The organism is Streptomyces sp. NPDC044064 (assembly GCF_056434245.1).
On record NZ_JBWKFN010000020.1, the window covers coordinates 150,550 to 171,160 of the forward strand.

Genomic DNA, 20,611 nt, shown 5'->3' on the forward strand with positions numbered 1-20,611 from the left:
GCGCTGGTCTTCCAGATGGGTTGAGTTGATATGGGCAACGAGCAGAAACTGCGGGACTACCTCAAGCGGGCCGGCGCCGACCTGCAGCGCGCGCGGCAGCGGGTGACGGAGCTCGAGGCCGCCGCCAGTGAGCCGATCGCCATCGTAGGCATGAGCTGCCGCTATCCCGGAGGGGTGGCGAGCCCCGAGGACCTGTGGGCCATGCTCGTCGAGGGGCGCGACGGAATCACCGGGCTGCCCGACGACCGCGGCTGGGAACTCGACCCGCAGGACGGCCCCACGGACGTCTTCGGCGGTTTCCTCCAGGGCGCCGCCGAGTTCGACCCCGACTTCTTCGGGATCTCGCCCCGCGAGGCCCTGTCCATGGACCCCCAGCAGCGGGTGCTCCTGGAGACGTCCTGGGAGGCCTTCGAACGGGCCGGCGTCGACCCGCTCACGCTGCGCGGCACCCGGACCGGTGTCTTCGTCGGCGCGATGCCCCAGGAGTACCGCACCGGTCCCGACGACGACGTCCAGGGCTTCGTCCTGACCGGCAACGCCACGAGCGTCATCTCGGGCCGGCTGTCGTACTTCTTCGGCGCCGTCGGACCGGCCGTGACCGTGGACACCGCCTGCTCCTCCTCCCTCGTCGCCCTGCACCTGGCCGCTCACTCACTGCGCTCGGGGGAGTCCTCCCTCGCGCTGGCCGCCGGCGTCACCGTGATGTCCAGTCCGACGACATTCGTCGAGTTCGCCCGCCAGGGCGGGCTGGCCGCCGACGGCCGCTGCCGCTCCTTCGCCGACTCCGCGCAGGGCACCGGCTGGGCGGAGGGCGTCGGTGTCCTGGTCCTGGAACGGCTCTCGGACGCCCGCCGCAACGGCCACCCCGTGCTGGCCGTGGTGCGCGGCTCCGCCGTCAACCAGGACGGCGCCAGCAACGGCCTGACCGCTCCCAACGGCCCCTCCCAGCAGCGCGTGATCGAACAGGCCCTGGTCAACGCCCGGCTGTCGGCCGATCAGATCGACGTGGTCGAGGCCCACGGCACCGGCACCACCCTCGGCGACCCCGTGGAGGCGCAGGCCCTGCTGGCGACCTACGGGCAGGGCCGCGACGCCGAGCGGCCACTCCTGCTCGGGTCGGTGAAGTCCAACATCAGCCACACCCAGGCGGCCGCCGGTGTCGCCGGCGTCATCAAGATGGTGCTGGCGATGCGGCACGGCCTGCTGCCGAAGACCCTGCACGTCGACGCGCCCACCACCCATGTGGACTGGACGGCGGGAGCCGTGCGCCTGCTCACCGAGCCGGCCGCCTGGCCGGAGCGGGACGAGCCGCGCCGCGCCGGTGTGTCGTCCTTCGGTCTCAGCGGCACCAACGCCCACGCCGTCATCGAGCAGGCCCCGCCGGCCGAGGAGACCGAGCCGGAGCCCGTACCGGCCGCGGAGACCGACGGGGCGGTGCTGCCCTGGCTCGTGTCCGGACGGACCCCCGACGCCCTGCGCGCCCAGGCCGCCCGGCTGCGCTCCTTCCTGGAGGCCCGGCCCCGGCTGTCCGCGGCCGGCATCGCCCGCTCCCTGGCCACCACCCGGGCAGCCCTGGAACACCGAGCGGTGATCACCGCGGTGAGCGGCGAGGCCGCCGCCGCGGCGCTCGCGGCGCTCGCGGCGCTCTGCGACGGCGACGCATCGGCCGCCGTGCAGGGCAGCACCCACGCCCGCCCCAAACTCGCCCTCCTCTTCGCCGGGCAGGGCTCGCAGCGGCTCGGCACCGGCCGTGAACTCGCGGCTCGCTTCCCGGTGTTCGCCCGCGCGCTCGACGAGGTCCTCGCCCACTTCGACTCCGGACTCGACCGTCCGCTGCGCGACGTGCTGTTCGCGGCCGAGGGCAGCGCCGACGCCGAACTGCTCGACCGCACCGCCTACGCGCAGCCCGCACTCTTCGCGGTCGAGGTCGCCCTGTACCGGCTGACGGAGTCCTTCGGCATCAAGCCGGACTTCCTCGCCGGGCACTCCGTCGGCGAGATCGCGGCCGCGCATGTCGCCGGGGTGTTCACGCTCGCCGACGCGGCCGCGCTCGTCCTCGCCCGGGGCACGCTGATGCAGGCGCTGCCGGCCGACGGGGCGATGATCGCCGTAGAGGCCGCCGAGGCCGAGGTGCTGCCCCTGCTGCAGGGCCGCGAGGACCGGGTCTCCCTCGCCGCCGTCAACGGCCCGACCGCGGTCGTCGTCGCGGGCGCCGAGGCCGAGACCGAGGCCGTCGCAGCGCACTTCACCGCGCTCGGCCGCAGGACGAACCGACTGCGGGTGTCCCACGCCTTCCACTCGCCGCTCATGGAACCCATGCTGGACGAGTTCCGCGCGGTGGTCGCCGGCCTGTCGCCGCAGGCTCCGGTGACCCCGATCGTGTCCACGGTCACCGGTGCTCCCGCCACCGTCGAGCAGTTGACCTCGCCCGACCACTGGACCGAGCACGTCCGCCGTACCGTCCGCTTCGCCGACGCCCTCGACTGGCTCGGCGGACACGGCGCGGGCCTCTTCCTCGAAGTCGGCCCCGACGGAGTGCTGTCCGCGCTGACCCGGACCGCGCTCGAGTCCCACGACCCGGTCACCGCCGTGCCGGTGCTGCGGCCCGGCCGGCCCGAGACCGACACCCTCACGGAGGCCCTGGCCGGGCTGCACGTCCGCGGTGTGCGCGTCGACTGGGCTGAGTACTTCGCCGGCACGGACGCCCGGTGTGCGGACCTGCCGACGTACGCGTTCCAGCACCGCCGGTTCTGGCCCAGGACCGCGCTGAGCCGAACCGGCGACGTCCGTGGGGCGGGCCTCGGCGCGGCCGGCCACCCGCTGCTCGCCGCCGCCGTCTCCCTCGCCAACTCCGACGGACTGCTGCTCACCGGGCGGCTGTCGCTGCGCACACACCCCTGGCTGGCCCAGCACGCCGTGCGCGGCACCGTGCTCCTGCCCGGCACCGCCTTCCTGGAACTGGCCCTGCGCGCGGGTGACGAGACCGGCTGCGACCGGGTCGAGGAGCTGACGCTGGCCGCGCCGCTGGTCCTGCCGGAACAGGGCGGTGTCCAGGTGCAGGTGTGGGCCGGCAGCCCCGACGAGGCCGGCCGCCGCACCCTCACCGTCCACTCCCGGCCCGACGGCGCCGAGGACCAGCCGTGGACCCAGCACGCCGGCGGTGTCCTCGCCGCGGCGGATCAGGCGGAAGCAGCCGCGCAGGAGACCGCGTTCGCCGGTCTCGCCGCCGCCGACTGGCCCCCCGCCGCCGCCCGCCCGCTGGACACCGACGACCTGTACGAGCGGCTCGGCACCCTGGGATTCGGCTACGGGCCGCTGTTCCAGGGGCTGCGTGCCGCATGGCGGCACGGCGACGACGTCCTCGCCGAGGTGGCGCTGCCCGACAGCGACGCGGACGTCCGCTCCTTCGGCCTCCACCCGGCACTGCTCGACGCCACCCTGCACGGCTCGGCCTTCCTGGACCTCGGCGAGCACGGCAGTGGCGGAGTGCCCTTCTCATGGCAGGACGTGGCGCTGTACGCCGAGGGCGCCCGCGCACTGCGGGTCCGGCTCTCCTGGGCCGCGGACGACGCCGTGTCCCTCGCCGTCGCCGACACCGAGGGACGGCCCGTCGCCTCCGTGGGATCGCTCGTCCTGCGCGCCCTGCCGGACGAACGACTGACCGCCGCCACCACCCTGGCCCGGGACGCCCTGTTCGAGCTGCGCTGGACCCGGCTGCGGGGCGCCACCCCCACCGCGCCGACGTCGGTGGCCGTCCTCGGCGACGACCCGTTCCACCTCGGCACACCCCTGGCCGCGGGCGCGCAGCCGGTACCCGACGTCGTGCTCGCCCCCGCCGTGGGCGACCCGGCCGGCGACCCGGCCACAGCGGCCCACGCCCTCACCGCCCGCGTCCTCGGCCAGATGCAGTCCTGGCTCGCCGACGACGCGGGCGCCGCCTCCCGGCTCACCTTCGTCACGTGCGGCGCGGTCGCCGCCGAGGGTGAGGGCGTGCAGGACCCCGCGGGCGCCGCCGTATGGGGCCTCGTGCGCTCCGCCCAGGCCGAACACCCGGGCCGGTTCGGCCTGCTGGACCTCGACCCGGACGCCCCCGCAGCCCTGCCCCCGCAGGCCCTCGGCGGCGACGAACCGCAACTCGCCGTGCGGGACGGCCAGGTGCTCATGGCCCGGCTGGCCCGCGCCCGCCACTCCGGCACGGACGCCACCGCCCCGGTCACCGACCGGAACCCCGACGGCACCGTCCTCATCACCGGTGGCACCGGAGGTCTCGGCCGGGCCCTCGCCCGCCACCTGGTCGCGCGGCACGGCGTACGGCACCTGTTGCTCGCCGGCCGCCGCGGACCTGCCGCACCCGGCGCCATGGAGTTCGCCGACGAACTGCGCGGCCTCGGCGCAGCCCAGGTGACCGTCGAGTCCTGCGACCTCGCCGACCGCGCGGCGGTCGACCGGCTGCTCGCGGCCGTGCCCGAAGCACACCCCCTCACCGCCGTGGTGCACACCGCGGGCGTCCTCGACGACGGCGTCATCGACTCGCTCACCCCCGAGCGGATCAGCGGCGTGCTGCGCCCGAAGGCCGACGCCGTATGGCACCTGCACGAAGCGGTCCGCGACCGCGGTGACGACCTGGCCGCCTTCGTCGTCTTCTCCTCCCTCTCCGGCTCCGTGGGCGCCCCGGGACAGGGCAACTACGCCGCGGCGAACGCCTTCGTCGACGCCGTCGTCCAGCTGCGCCGCACCGCCGGACTGCCCGGCCAGTCGCTGGCCTGGGGCCCGTGGGCCCCGACCGCCGACGCCTCCGCCGACGGCGGCATGACCGGAACCCTGACCCAGGCCGACGTGGAGCGGCTCGCCCGGACGGGCACCCCCGCCCTGTCCGAGCAGGACGGCCTCGCGCTGTTCGACGCCGCCCTCGCGCTCGGCGCCCCCGTGCTGCTGCCCGCCTGTCTGGACCTGCCGGTCCTGCGCGCCCTGGGAGACGTACCGCCGCTGCTGCGCGGTCTCATCCGCACCCCGGCCCGGCGCTCCGTCGTGGCCGGCTCCGAGGCCGCGGCCGGCCTGGTCCAGCGCCTCGCCCGACTCGACACCGCGGCCCGCGACGAGGCGGTCGTGGAGCTCGTACGCGCCCAGGTCGCCGCCGTCCTGCGGCACGGCGGCCCCGAGGACGTCGACCCCGTACGCCGGTTCCAGGACCTCGGTTTCGACTCGCTGACCGCCGTCGAACTGCGCAACCGGCTGCGAACCGCCACCGGCCTGCGCACCTCCGCCACCGTCATCTTCGACTACCCGACGGTCACCGCGCTCGCCGCCCACGTCCTCGACGAGCTGATGGGCGAGGACGGCACGCTCGCCACGACCGCGGCACGCCCGGCCGGGCACGACGACGACCCGATCGTCATCGTCGGCATGAGCTGCCGCTACCCGGGCGGGGTCGCCTCGCCCGACGACCTGTGGCGACTGGTGCGCGAAGGCACCGACGCCATCTCCGGTCTGCCCACCGACCGCGGCTGGGACCTCGACTCCCTCTACGACCCGGACCCCGACCACCTCGGTACCACCTACACCCGCTTCGGCGGATTCCTGCACGACGCCGCCGACTTCGACCCGGCCTTCTTCGGCATGAGCCCACGCGAGGCCCTGGCCACCGACGCCCAGCAGCGGCTTCTGCTGGAAGCCTCGTGGGAGGCGATCGAGCGGGCCGGGATCGACCCGGTGTCGCTGCGCGGCAGCCAGACCGGTGTGTTCGCCGGCGTCATGTACAACGACTACGCGGCCACCCTCGCCGACGAGCGCTTCGAGGGCCACCAGGGCAGCGGCACCTCGCCGAGCATCGCCTCCGGCCGCGTCTCGTACGTCCTCGGCCTGGAGGGCCCGGCCGTCACCGTCGACACCGCCTGCTCGTCCTCGCTGGTCGCCCTGCACTGGGCGATGCAGGCACTGCGGGCGGGGGAGTGCTCGCTGGCGCTCGCCGGCGGTGTGACCGTGATGTCCACACCGACCTCCCTCATCGAGTTCTCCCGGCAGCGCGGGCTCTCCCCGGACGGACGCTGCAAGGCGTACTCCGACAGCGCCGACGGCGTGGGCTGGGCGGAGGGCGTCGGCGTCCTGGTGCTGGAACGGCTCTCCGACGCCCGCCGCAACGGCCACCGGGTGCTGGCCGTCGTCCGCGGCTCCGCCGTCAACCAGGACGGTGCCAGCAATGGCCTGACCGCCCCCAACGGGCCCTCCCAGCAGCGGGTCATCCGCCAGGCCCTCGCCGGTGCCGGTCTGACCACCGCCGACATCGACGTGGTCGAGGGGCACGGCACCGGCACCACCCTGGGCGACCCGATCGAGGCCCAGGCCCTGCTGGCCACCTACGGCCAGGGCCGCGCCCCCGAACAGCCACTGCTGCTCGGCTCGGTGAAGTCCAACATCGGCCACACGCAGGCCGCCGCGGGTGTCGCGGGCATCATCAAGATGGTCATGGCGATGCGCCACGGCGTCGTCCCGCGCACCCTGTACGCCACGCAGCCCTCCACCCACGTGGACTGGGACGCCGGAGCCGTGGAACTGGTCGCCGACGAGACCGCGTGGCCCGAGAGCGGCCGACCGCGCCGCGCCGGCGTCTCCTCGTTCGGCATCAGCGGCACCAACGCCCACGTGATCCTGGAACAGGTTCCGGATACGGCGGCAGCCACGCAGCCCCGGCCCGTGCCCGTGGACAACCCCCGCACGGCCGTCTGGCCACTGTCCGGCCGCAGCCGTGCGGCCCTGCGCGACCAGGCCGCCCGGCTGCGCGCCCATGTCGAGACCCGAACGGACCTCGACCCCGCCGACATCGCCCTGTCCCTCGCCACCACCCGCTCCGCCTTCGACCACCGTGCCGCCGCGGTCGGCGACCGCGACGACCTCCTGCGCGCGCTGACCGCGCTCGCCACCGGGGACACCGATCCCGCCCTCGTGACGGGCGAGACCGGCGGCACGGGCAGGCCGGCCCTGCTGTTCACCGGCCAGGGCGCCCAGCGCCCCGGCATGGGCCGCGAACTGTACGAACGGTTCCCGGTGTTCACCGCCGCGCTGGACGAGGCGCTCGGTCACCTCGACCGGGGCGCCGACCGGCCGCTGCGGGAGATCCTGTTCGCCGCCGACGGCTCGCCCGAGGCCGAACTGCTCGGCCGCACCGGCTACGCCCAGCCGCTGCTGTTCGCCGTCGAGACCGCCCTCTTCCGGCTGCTCGCCTCCTGGGGCGTGCGCCCCGGCGCACTGCTGGGCCACTCGGTCGGCGGAATCACCGCCGCGCACGCCGCCGGCGTGCTGTCCCTCGCGGACGCCTGCACGCTGGTCGCCGCCCGCGCCCGGCTGATGCAGGCGCTGCCCGAGGGCGGCGCCATGGTGTCCCTGGAGGCCACCGAGGACGAGGTCCTCGCCCGCCTGACCGACTCCGGAGCCGTGTCGGTCGCCGCGGTCAACGGCCCGCGCGCAGTCGTGATCTCCGGTGACGAGGCCGAAGTCCTGCGCCTCACCGAGGAGTTCGCCGCCGAGGGGCGCCGCACCAAGCGGCTGCGGGTGAGCCATGCCTTCCACTCGGCCCGTATGGAGCCCATGCTCGACGAGTTCCGCCGGGTCGCCGAAACCCTCACCTACACCGCACCGGCCCTGCCCGTCGTCTCCGATCTGACCGGCGAGCTCACGACCGGCGAGGAGCTGTGCACCCCGGACTACTGGGTCGAGCACGTCCGCCGGACCGTCCGTTTCGCCGACGGTGTACGGGCCCTGCGCGCCACCGGCGCGACCACCTTCCTGGAGATCGGCCCCGACGGCGTGCTGTCCGCGCTGGCCGAGGACGTCCTCGCCCCCGACGACACCGGCATCCGGACGGTCCCCGTGCTGCGCGCCGGGCAGGACGAGGAACGGACCGCCGCCACGGCCCTCGCCCGCCTCCAGGTGCGCGGAATCGCCGTGGACTGGGCCGCGTACCACGCCCCCCGCCCCGCCGCCGTCGTCGAACTGCCCACCTACGCCTTCCAGCACGAGCGGTACTGGCCCGAGACCACCGCCACCGCCGTCACGGCCGACCCGGCCGACTCCGCCCTGTGGGATGCCGTCGAGCGAGCCGACACCGACCGGGTGGCCGCCCTGCTCGGACTGCGTGACGAGCAGCACGCGGGCCTCGCCGCCCTGCTCCCGGCGCTCACCTCCTGGCGTCGCAGCCGGCATGAGAAGACGCTGCTGGACACGGCCCGCTACCGCATCCGGTGGGCGCCGGTCCGGGCGAGTGCCGCCCCCGTCCTCGACGGCACCTGGCTCGTACCCACCACCGCCGCCGTGGACGACGGCGGGCTGCTCGACGCCCTGCGCGGGCACGGCGCCCGCTTCGAACCACTCGTCCTCGACGATGACTGCCTCGACCGGGACGTGCTCGCCACCCGCCTCACCGAGGCCGGGGCGGCGAACGCGGCCGGCTTCCTGTCGCTGCTGCCGCTGACCGACCAGGGCCCCCTCACCGGGGGCGGTCTGCCCACCGGGCTCGCGCTCAGCGTCGTCCTGGCCCAGGCCCTCACCGACACCGGGACGACCGCCCCGCTGTGGACCGTGACCCGCGGTGCCGTGTCCACCGGCGCCGCCGACCCGCTCACCGAGCCCGTCCAGGCCGCCGTCTGGGGCCTGGGACGGGTCGCGGCTCTCGAACGGCCGCAGGCATTCGGTGGCCTGGCCGACCTGCCGCCCGTCCTGGACGCACCCACGGTGCAGCGGCTCGTCAGCGCTCTGGCCGCACCGGCAGCCGACGCCGAGGACCAGATCGCGCTGCGCGCGACCGGCTCCTACGGCCGCCGACTGGTGCGCCGGCCCGCCGCCGAACTCCCGCACGAGAGCGACGTGTCGGCACGGGGCACCGTGCTGGTCACCGGCGGCACCGGCGCCCTCGGGGCCGAGGTGGCCCGCTGGCTCGCCCGCGCCGGCACCGAGCACCTCTTGCTCACCGGCCGACGCGGCCCCGACGCCCCCGGCGCCGGTGAACTGGCCGCCGAGCTGCGAGAGCTGGGCGCCGAGGTCACCGTCGCGGCCTGCGACACCACCGACCGCGAGGCGCTGGCGGCCCTGCTCGCCGCCGTCCCCGAGGACCGGCCGCTCACCGGCGTCGTGCACGCCGCCGGCGTCGGGCAGGCCTCCGCACTGGCGGCCACCCCGCTGGCCGACGTCACGGCGACGGCCGAGGCGAAGATGCTGGGCGCCGCCCACCTCGACGCCCTGCTCGCCGACCACGACCTCGACTTCTTCGTCCTGTTCTCCTCCGTCGCCGGTGTCTGGGGCAGCGCCGGACAGAGTGCCTATGCGGCCGCCAACGCCTATCTCGACGCCCTCGCCGAACACCGCGCCGCCCGCGGCCTGGCCGCCACCTCGGTGGCCTGGGGCCCCTGGGCCGAGGCCGGCATGGCCACCCACGAGGCCGTCTCCGACGGTCTCGCCCGCCAGGGCCTGCGCTTCCTCGCGCCCGCCACCGCCCTCGCCGAGCTGCGCCGCGCCGTCGTCCGGCGCGAGGTGACGGTCACCGTCGCGGACGTCGACTGGGAGACGTACGTCCCCGTCTTCACCGCCGCACGGCCCAGCCGCCTGTTCACCGAGCTGCCCGAGGTGCGGCAGCTCGCCACGGCCGGCGAGAGCCGCGACGCCGCCGCCTCCGCTTTCGTGACGCAGCTGCGCGGACTGGACCAGGACGGACAGTACAAGCTGCTCGTCGACACGGTCCGCCGGGAGGCTGCCGCAGTCCTCGGGCACGCCTCCGCCGAGGGCGTCGCCACCACCCGCGCGTTCCGCGACGCCGGATTCGACTCGCTGATGGCGGTGGACCTGCGCAAGCGTCTGGTGGCCCGCACCGGCCTGCCGCTGCCCAGCACCATGGCCTTCGACCACCCGACCCCCGTCGCCCTCGCCGCCTTCCTGCGCGACGAGATCGCCGGCGCCGACGACGGCCGTGCCCCGGTTCGGGCCGCGGCCACCGGACGGTTCGACGAGCCGATCGCCATCGTCGGGATGAGCTGCCGATTCCCCGGTGGCGCGAGTAGCCCCGAACAGTTCTGGCAGCTGGTCGCCGAGGGCTCCGACGCGATCTCCGAGTTCCCCGTCAACCGCGGCTGGGAGACCGGCCTCTACGACGCCGACCCCGACGCCCCCGGCAGGACGTACTCCACGCAGGGCGGATTCCTCCACGACGCCGGCGAGTTCGACGCGGGATTCTTCGGCATCTCGCCGCGCGAGGCCCTCACCATGGACCCGCAGCAGCGCCTGCTGCTGGAGACCACCTGGGAGGCCTTCGAGGCGGCGGGCATCGACCCGACGACCGTCCACGGCAGCGCCACCGGCACGTTCATCGGATCCACGTACCAGGAGTACGGGATCGGCATGGACGACTCCTCCGCCGGACACGCCGTCACCGGCACCAGCCCCAGCGTGCTCTCCGGCCGCCTCGCCTACCTGTTCGGCCTGGAGGGACCGGCGGTCACGGTGGACACCGCCTGCTCCTCCTCCCTGGTCGCCCTGCACCTGGCCTGCCAGTCCCTGCGCAACGGGGAGAGCGATCTAGCCCTCGCGGGCGGCGCCACCGTCATGACCAACCCCAACGCGTTCATCGCGTTCAGCCGGCAGCGGGCCCTGGCCGTCGACGGCCGCTGCAAGGCCTTCTCCGAGGACGCCGACGGCATGACCCTCGCCGAGGGCGTCGGTGTCCTCGTCCTGGAACGGCTCTCCGACGCCGAGGCCAGGGGACACGACATCCTCGCCGTGGTCCGCGGGTCCGCCATCAACCAGGACGGCGCCTCCAACGGGCTCACCGCGCCCAACGGGCCCTCCCAGCAGCGGGTCATCCGCCAGGCCCTCGCCAACTCCGGCCTCGCCCCCGCCGACATCGACGCCGTGGAGGCGCACGGCACCGGCACCGCCCTGGGCGACCCCATCGAGGCCCAGGCCCTCCAGGCCGTCTACGGCCGAGGCCGCGCCCCCGAACAGCCGCTGCTGCTCGGCTCGGTGAAGTCCAACATCGGCCACACCCAGTCCGCCGCAGGTGTCGCCGCCGTCATCAAGATGGTCATGGCGCTGCGCCACGGAGTGCTCCCGCGGACCCTGCACGCCGACGAGCCGTCCTCGCACATCGACTGGACACCCGGCACCGTCTCCCTCCTCACCGCCCCCACCGCCTGGGACGAGGGCGAGCGGACCCGCCGCTGCGCCGTGTCCTCCTTCGGCATCAGCGGTACGAACGCGCACGCCGTCCTCGAAGAGGCACCCCGCCGCGCCCAACTGCCCAGCAGTGAGCGGGCACCCGTGGCAGGAAACGCCCTCCCGTGGGTGCTGTCCGCGCGTACCCCCGGTGCGCTGCGCGCCCAGGCCACGCGGCTCGCCGAGCACCTGACCGGCCACCCCGGCCCCGGCCCCCTCGACATCGGCCACTCGCTCCTCACCACGCGCGCCCTGCTCGACCACCGCGCCGTCGTCATCGGCGGCGGCACCCAGGAACTGCACGACGGCCTGGAGGCCCTGGGCACCGGCGCTTCCTCGGCCACCGTCGTCCAGGGCACCGCCGACCTGGACGGCAAGACCGTCTTCGTCTTCCCCGGCCAGGGCTCCCAGTGGACGGGCATGGCCGCGGAACTCCTCGACGAGTCCCCGGTCTTCGCCGAGCGGCTGCACGAGTGCGCCGCCGCGCTCGCCGCGTACACCGACTGGAACCTGGTGGACGTACTGCGCCGGACCGATGGCGCACCCACCCTGGACCGCGTCGACGTCGTCCAGCCCGCCACCTTCGCCGTGCTGGTCTCGCTCGCCCACCTGTGGCGCTCCTACGGGATCCGGCCCGACGCCGTCGTCGGTCACTCCCAGGGCGAGATCGCCGCCGCCGTCGTCGCCGGCGCACTGAGCCTGGACGACGCGGCCCGAGTCGTCGCCCTGCGCAGCCGGGCCATCGCCCGCGTCCTGGCGGGCTCCGGCGGCATGGTGTCCCTACCGCTGTCGCTCGACGAGACCGAGCAACGCCTCGCCGCACGCGGCGGTGACATCGCCGTCGCCGCCGTCAACGGCCCCCGCAGCGTGGTGGTCGCCGGGGCCCCCGACCAGCTGGACGCCCTCGTCGCGGACCTCACCGCACAGGACGTCCGCGCCCGCCGCATCGCCGTCGACTACGCCTCGCACTCCGCGCAGGTCGAACTGCTCCAGGACGAGCTGCTGACGGCCCTGGCACCCGTGCGCCCGCGCCCGGCCGAGGTGCCGTTCTACTCCACCGTCACCGGCGACTGGCTGGACACCACGGCCATGGACGCCGGGTACTGGTACCGCAACCTGCGGCAGACCGTCCGCTTCGCGCCGGCCGTCGAGGCCCTGCTCGCCGCGGACCACCAGGTCTTCGTGGAGGTCAGCCCGCACCCGGTGCTGACCATGGCGGTGCAGGCCACCGCCGAGGAGACCGGCCACCGGGCCGTCGCCGTCGGCACCCTGCGCCGCGACCAGGGCGGCAGCAGCCGCTTCCTGACCTCCCTCGCCGAAGCCTTCGTGCGCGGCGTGCGCACCGACTGGACCCGTGTCTTCGACGGCACCGGCGCCGCGCGCGTCGACCTGCCCACCTACGCCTTCCAGCGCGAGCACCTGTGGGCCGTACCCGTCCACCCGCGCGGCGGCCAGGGCGCGGAGCGGCCCGTGGACGCCGAGTTCTGGGACGCCGTGGAGCAGGAGGACGTCGAGTCGCTGGCCGTCGGCCTCCACCTCGACCAGGCCACCCTCTCCCCGGTGCTGCCCGCCCTGACCGCGTGGCGCCGCCGCAGCCGTGACAGGTCCACCGTCGACTCCTGGCGCTACCGGCAGACCTGGAAGCCGCTCGGCGGCCCGGCCTCCACCGCCGTGCTGACCGGCACATGGCTCGTCGTCAGCGGCCGCACCCCGGCCGCCCCCGACGTGACGGACGCGCTGACCGCCGCCGGGGCCGGCCTGCGGCACCTGGTACTGGACCCGACGTGTGCCGACCGTACGACGCTGGCCGCGCGCCTCACCGAAACGGTCGCCGACGGCACGGAGTTCGCAGGGATCGTGTCCCTGCTGGCCGCCGACGAGGAGCCCGGCGCGGCCCACCCGGCTCTGTCCGAGGGCCTCGCCCGCACCCTCGCCCTCGTCCAGGCGCTCGGCGACGCCGGCATCGGTGCACCCCTGTGGTGCCTGACCCGCGGCGCGGTCTCCACCGGGCGCGCCGACCGGCTCACCCACCCGGCCCAGGCGCAGATCCACGGCCTGGGCTGGACGGCGGCCCTGGAACACCCCGAGCGCTGGGGCGGCGTCGTCGACCTGCCCGAGACGCTCGACCGGCGCGGGGCCGTACGCCTCGCCGCCGTCCTGGCCGGCACCACCGGCGAGGACCAGATCGCGGTACGGCCCTCGGGCCTGCTCGCCCGCCGGGTGACCCCGGCCGGCGCCGCGAGCACCGGCAAGAAGACCGGCTGGCAGCCGCGCGGCACCACCCTCGTCACCGGCGGTACCGGCACCCTCGCCCCGCACCTGGCACGCTGGCTGGCCCGGCAGGGCGCCGAGCACATCGTGCTGACCAGTCGCCGCGGACCCGAGGCGCCCGGCACCGCCGAACTCGTGGCCGAGCTGGAACAGCTGGGTACCGAGGCGGAGTTCCTGGCCTGTGACCTGACCGACCGCGAGGCCGTCGCCGCACTGCTCGACGGTCTCAGGGCCGCGGGCCGCACCGTACGGACCGTGGTGCACACCGCCGTCGTCATCGAGCTGGCCACCCTGGAGGAGACCAGCACCGAGGCCTTCGCGAAGGTCGTCGACGCGAAGGTCACCGGCGCCCGGCACCTCGACGAACTCCTCGACGACGAAGAGCTCGACGCCTTCGTCCTGTACTCGTCCACCGCCGGAATGTGGGGCAGCGGCAAGCACGCCGCCTACGTCGCCGCAAACGCCTACCTCAACGCACTCGCCGAACACCGCCGCGCCCGCGGTGCGCACGCCACCGCCGTCTCCTGGGGCATCTGGTCCGACGACCTCAAGCTCGGCCGCGTCGACCCCGGCCAGATCCGCCGCAGCGGCCTGGAGTTCATGGACCCGCAGCTCGCCCTGGCCGCGCTGCACCGGGCACTGGAGGACGACGAGCACGTCCTCGCCATCGCCGACATCGACTGGGACCGCTATCACCCGGTGTTCACCTCCGGGCGCCCGACCGCGCTGTTCGAGGAGGTGCCCGCCGTTCAGCGGCTGGCGTCCGAGACCCGGCAGCCCGTCTCGGACGGCGAGTTCGCGGCCCGGATGCGCGGGCTGCCGGCCGCCGAGCAGGACCGCGCGCTGCTGGACCTGGTCCGCGCGGAAGCGGCCACCGTCCTCGGACACGCGTCCCCCGACGTCCTGTCCGAGCACCGGGCGTTCCGCGACGTCGGCTTCGACTCGCTGACCGCGGTGGACCTGCGCAACCGGCTGGCCACGGTGACGGGCCTGACCCTGCCCAGCACCATGGTGTTCGACTACCCGAACCCCCTGGCCCTGGTCGAGTTCCTGCGCACCAGGATCGCCGGCACGGGTACGGCCGCCTCCGGCGCGACGGCCGCAACCGCCGCGCGCACCGACGACGAACCCATCGCCATCATCGGCATGAGCTGCCGCTATCCCGGCGACGTCGCCTCGCCCGAGGACCTCTGGAACCTCGTCGCCGCCGGCGGCGACGCCATCGGCGAGTTCCCGCTCGACCGCGGCTGGGACGCCGAGGGCCTGTACGACCCGGACCCGGACGCCCCGGGCCGTACATACTCCACCCGAGGCGGCTTCCTCACCTCGGCCGCCGACTTCGACGCCGCCTTCTTCGGCATCTCGCCGCGCGAGGCCCTGGCCATGGACCCGCAGCAGCGCCTGCTGCTGGAGACCGCCTGGGAGGCCCTGGAACGCGCCGGAATCGACCCGGCCGGCCTGCGTGGCAGCCGCACCGGCACCTTCATCGGCGCCAGCTACCAGGACTACACCGCCGGCGGCTCCGCCCAGGACGGCGCCGAGGGACACCTGGTCACCGGCACCATCCCCAGCGTCCTGTCCGGGCGGATCTCCTACACCTTCGGCCTCGAAGGCCCCGCCGTCACCCTGGACACCGCCTGCTCCAGCTCGCTGGTGGCCCTGCACCTGGCCTGTCAGTCGCTGCGCAACGGCGAGAGCAGCCTCGCCCTCGCCGGCGGCGTCAGCATCATGGCCACACCGAACGCGTTCGTCGGCTTCAGCCGGCAGCGCGCCATGGCCGCCGACGGGCGCTGCAAGGCGTACGCCGAGGCGGCCGACGGCATGAGTCTCGCCGAGGGCGTCGGCCTCGTCCTCGTCGAACGTCTCTCCGACGCGATCCGCAACGGACACCGCGTCCTGGCCGTGGTCCGCGGCTCCGCCGTCAACCAGGACGGTGCCAGCAACGGGCTCACCGCCCCCAACGGCCCCTCCCAGCAGCGCGTCATCCGCCAGGCCCTCGCCGACGCGGGCGTGGCCGCGGCCGAGGTCGACGCAGTGGAGGGCCACGGCACCGGCACCCGGCTCGGCGACCCCATCGAGGCGCAGGCCCTGCTCGCCACGTACGGCCAGGACCGGCCCGCGGACCGGCCGCTGCTGCTCGGCTCGGTGAAGTCCAACATCGGCCACACCCAGATGGCCTCCGGTATCGCCGGAGTCATCAAGATGGTCATGGCCATGCGCCACGGCGTCCTCCCGCCGAGCCTGCACGTCGACCGGCCCTCCACCCACGTGGACTGGACCGAGGGCGCCGTCGAGCTGCTGACCGAGCCGCGCCCCTGGCCCGGGACCGGACGACCCCGCCGCGCCGGTGTCTCCTCCTTCGGCCTCAGCGGGACCAACGCCCACACCGTCCTTGAACAGGCCCCGGCCGCCGAGGCGGAGACGCGCCCGGGCCACGGGGCGGATGCCGGGCGCGGGACGGACGAGCCCGCGCCGCAGCAGGCGCACGCCCTGCCCATGGTCCTGTCCGCACGCTCGGAGACCGCCCTGCGCGCGCAGGCCGGCCGACTGCTCGGCCTCCTCGACGCCCGGCCCGGACTGCCGCTCAGCGACCTGGCCGCGTCCCTGGCCACCACCAGGGCCGCGCTCGACCACCGCGCCGCCGTGCTGACCGACGCCGCCGACGGCCAGGACGACCTGGTGCGGGCCCTGACCGCGCTGCGCGACGGCCGCACCGACAGCCGGCTCGTCACCGGCCGCGCCACACCCGGGCAGCCGGCCTTCCTCTTCACCGGCCAGGGCAGCCAGTACCCCGGCATGGGCCGTGAACTGTACGACGCCCACCCGGTGTTCGCCGACGCCCTCGACGCCGTACTGGCCCGCTTCGAACTTGCCGGCCTGGAAGCGGAACCGCCGCTGCGGGACGTGATCCTCGCCGACGACGGCAGCCGGACCTCCGCACTCCTGGACGACACGGCCTACGCCCAGCCGGCCCTGTTCGCACTGGAAGTGGCCCTGTACCGGCTGGTGGAGTACTGGGGCCCCCGCCCCGACGCACTCGCCGGGCACTCGATCGGCGAGATCGCCGCCGCCCACGTCGCCGGCGTGTTCTCCCTGGAGGACGCCTGCGCCCTCGTCGCCGCACGCGCCCGGCTGATGGCCGCGCTGCCCGGCGGCGGCGCCATGGTGTCGCTGGAGGCGACCGAGGACGAGGTCCTGCCGCTGCTGGCCGGGCACGAGGAGCGCATGTCGCTCGCCGCGGTCAACGGTCCGCGCTCGGTGGTCGTCGCGGGCGACGAGGAACCGGTCCTGGACCTCGCCGCCCGCCTCGCCGCCCAGGGACGCCGTACCAAGCGGCTGCGGGTCAGCCACGCCTTCCACTCCCCGCACATGGACGGCATGCTCGACGCGTTCACACGCGTGGCCCGCGGGCTGACCTACCACGCCCCGACGATCCCGGTCGTCTCCACCGTGACCGGCGAGACCGCCACCGCCGAGCAGCTGACCTCGCCCGAGTACTGGGCCGGGCAGGTCCGCTCCACCGTGCGCTTCGCCGACGCTGTGCGCACCCTCACCGCCCGGGGCACCGGTACGTTCCTGGAACTCGGCCCGGACGGCGTGCTCACCGGAGCCGTCGGCGCCGTCACGGGCGAGACGGACACGCCGCCCACCGCGATCCCGGCGCTGCGCCGTGGCCGCGGGGAGGCACTGACCGTCACCACGGCCCTCGCCACCCTGCACACCCGGGGCGTACGGGTCGACTGGGACGCGGTGTTCGCCGGAACCGGCGCCCGGCTCGTCGACCTGCCGACCTATCCGTTCCAGCGGCAGCGCTACTGGCCCGAGGGCGGGCCGGTGGCCCCCGCCGCCGCGTCGTCCGACCCCGTGGACGCCGAGTTCTGGTCCGCCGTCGAACGGGCCGACCTGCCCTCCCTCGGCGCCGGTCTGGAGCTGGACGACGAGACCCTGGCGGCGATGGTGCCCGCGCTGTCGTCGTGGCGGCGCAAGCGCCGCGAGGCGTCCACCGTCGACAGCTGGCGCTACCGCATCACCTGGAAGCCGCTGAGCGGCTCGGACCCCCGAGCGGCCCTCACCGGGACGTGGTTGTGCCTGATGCCTGCCGACGGCGATGCGCCGGTGCCGCTCCTCGACGCCCTCGCCTCCGACGCCGTCCGGCTGGTCCGGGCACAGGTGCCCGCCGGCGCGAGCCGGGCCGGACTCGCCGAGCAGCTGCGTGAACTGAGCGCCGAAGAGGGCGAGTTCACCGGCGTACTGTCCCTGCTCGCGTTCCAGGACGAGGGACTGCTCGCCACGGCCACCGCCGTCCAGGCCCTCGGCGACTCCGGCCTCGACGCACCTCTGTGGTGCCTGACCCGCGGCGCCGTCCAGGTCGGCCGCTCGGACCGGCTCACCGCCCCTGCGCACAGCATGGTGTGGGGCCTCGGCCGCAGCGCCGCCCTGGAGCACCCCGAGCGCTGGGGCGGCCTGATCGACCTGCCGGAGCGGCTCGACGCGGGTGCCGTCCGCAGGGTGGCGGGTCTGCTCACCGCCGCATCGGGCGAGGACCAGGCCGCGGTACGGGCCTCGGGCGCCTACGCCCGCAGGCTCACCCGCCACCCCGTGGCGGACCGCCCCGCCGTACGGGACTTCACCCCGACCGGAACGGTCCTGATCACCGGCGGCACCGGGGGCATCGGCTCCCAGGTCGCCCGCTGGCTGGCCGCACACGGCGCCGAGCACCTCCTGCTCGTCAGCCGGCGCGGCGAACAGGCCCCGGGCGCACGGGAACTGCGCGACGAACTCATCGCCCAGGGCGCCCGGGTCACCCTGGCCGCCTGCGACACGGCGGACCGGGACGCCCTCGCCGCCGTACTCGCGGCCGTCCCCGAGGAGTACCCGCTCACCTCGGTGTTCCACGCGGCGGGCGTCGTCGCCGACGGCGTCCTGGACACGCTCACCCCCGAAGCCTTCGCGGCCGTACTCGGGCCGAAGACCACATCGGCGCTCAACCTGCACGAGCTGACCCGGGCCGCCGGCCTCACGGCCTTCGTCCTGTTCTCCTCGACCGCGGCGACCCTCGGCGCGGCCGGACAGGCCAACTACGCCGCCGCCAACGCCTTCCTCGACGCCCTCGCCGAACACCGGCGCGGGCAGGGCCTGCCCGCCACGTCCGTGGCCTGGGGCCCCTGGGCCGAAGCGGGCATGGCCGCCGAGGGCGCCGGCGTCGAGACCCGGGTGCGCCGCGGCGGCTACAGCCCGATGCCGCCCCGATCGGCCGTCACCGCGCTGCGGCACGCCATCGAGCACGACGACACCACCCTGACCGTGACGGACATCGACTGGGCCCGCTTCGCCCAGGTGTTCACCGCCCTCAGGCCCAACCCGCTCGTCGCCGACCTGCCCGAAGTGCGCGGCGCCTCGGTGCGGGACACCGAGGTGGCGCGCGGGGAGTCCGGGCTCCGGGAGCGGCTCGCAGCGCTCGCCGAGGCGGCACGCCCGAAGCTCGTCCTGGACTTCGTCCGGGCACAGATCGCAGCGGTGCTCGGCCACTCCGAAGCCTCGGCCGTCGGCACCGACCAGGCCTTCACGGACCTCGGCTTCGACTCCCTGACCATCGTCGAACTGCGCAACACCCTCACCGCGACCACCGGCCTGCGGCTGCCCGCGACCCTCGTCTACGACCACCCGACGCCGCTCGCCCTGTCCGCGCACCTGCTCGCCGAACTCGCGGACACCGTCCCCGCGGCCGGACCGCAAGCGGGCGCGGCGATCCTCACGACGCGGGCGGTGGACGACGACCCGATCGCCATCGTCGGCATGAGCTGCCGCTTCCCCGGCGGGGTCGTGTCCCCCGAGGACCTGTGGCGGCTGCTGACCCGCGGCGAGGACGCGATCACCGCGTTCCCCGCCGACCGGGGCTGGGACCTCGACACCCTCGGCCGCGGCACCTCCGCGACTCTGGAAGGCGGCTTCCTCGACGGCGTCGGACTCTTCGACGCGCGCTTCTTCGGCATCTCGCCGCGCGAGGCCCTCGCCATGGACCCGCAGCAGCGCCTGCTGCTGGAGACCTCCTGGGAAGCCCTGGAGCGCGCCGGTATCGCCCCGGACGCGCTGCGCGGCACCGACACCGGTGTGTTCGTCGGCACCAACGGCCAGGACTACATGTCCGTCCTGCGCCGGGGCACCGCCGATGTGCAGGGCCATGTCGCCACCGGCACCACGGCCAGCGTCATGTCGGGCCGGCTCTCCTACACCCTGGGCCTGGAAGGCCCGGCGGTCACCGTGGACACGGCCTGCTCCTCGTCCCTGGTGGCGCTCCACCTCGGGGCCCGTGCGCTGCGGGCCGGGGAGTGCTCACTGGTGCTCGCCGGTGGCGTGTCCGTGATGTCGAGCCCGGACGCGTTCGTCGAGTTCACCGCGCAGGGCGGGCTGGCCCCCGACGGCCGCTGCAAGGCGTTCGCCGACTCGGCTGACGGCACGGCCTGGTCGGAGGGCGCCGGATTCATCGTCCTGGAGCGGCTCTCCGACGCCCGCCGCAACGGCCACGACGTACTGGCCGTCCTGCGGGGCGCCGCCGTCAACCAGGACGGCGCCAGCAACGGCCTGACCGCCCCCAACGGGCGGGCCCAGCAACGCGTCATCCGCCAGGCCCTGGCCGAGGCAGGTTTGTCCGCTGCCGACGTCGATGCCGTCGAAGCACACGGCACGGGTACGCCGCTGGGCGATCCGATCGAGGCGAACGCCCTGATCGCCGCCTACGGCCACGACCGGCCGGAAGACCGGCCCCTCCTGCTCGGCGCCGTCAAGTCGAACATCGGTCACACGCAGGCCGCGGCGGGTGTCGCGGGTGTGATCAAGATGGTGATGGCGATGCGGCACCGGGTGCTGCCGCGCACCCTGCACGTGGATGCCCCGTCCACGCACGTCGACTGGTCCGACGGCGCCGTAGCCCTCGTGCGCGAGGAGCGGGCGTGGCCCGAGACCGGGCGGCCGCGCAGGGCAGGCGTCTCCGCCTTCGGCGTGAGCGGCACGAACGCGCACGTGATCGTGGAGCAGGCCCCGCAGGCCCCGGTGGCGGAACCGGTCGCCACCGAGCCGGCCGCACGGCCCGACGTGGTCCCGCTGGTGGTGTCGGCGAAGTCGGAGAAGGCGCTCGATGCCCAGGCGC

General features: G+C 75.1%; 1 protein-coding gene. It reads left to right on the top strand.

Annotation, left to right across the window (positions count from 1 at the left end; translation table 11 throughout):
* Positions 1 to 30: 30 nt before the first annotated feature.
* Positions 31 to 20,611, top strand: a 20,581-nt coding sequence (locus tag AC07DS_RS29800) for a type I polyketide synthase (protein ID WP_479150223.1), incomplete at its 3' end; no start/stop codon positions are given.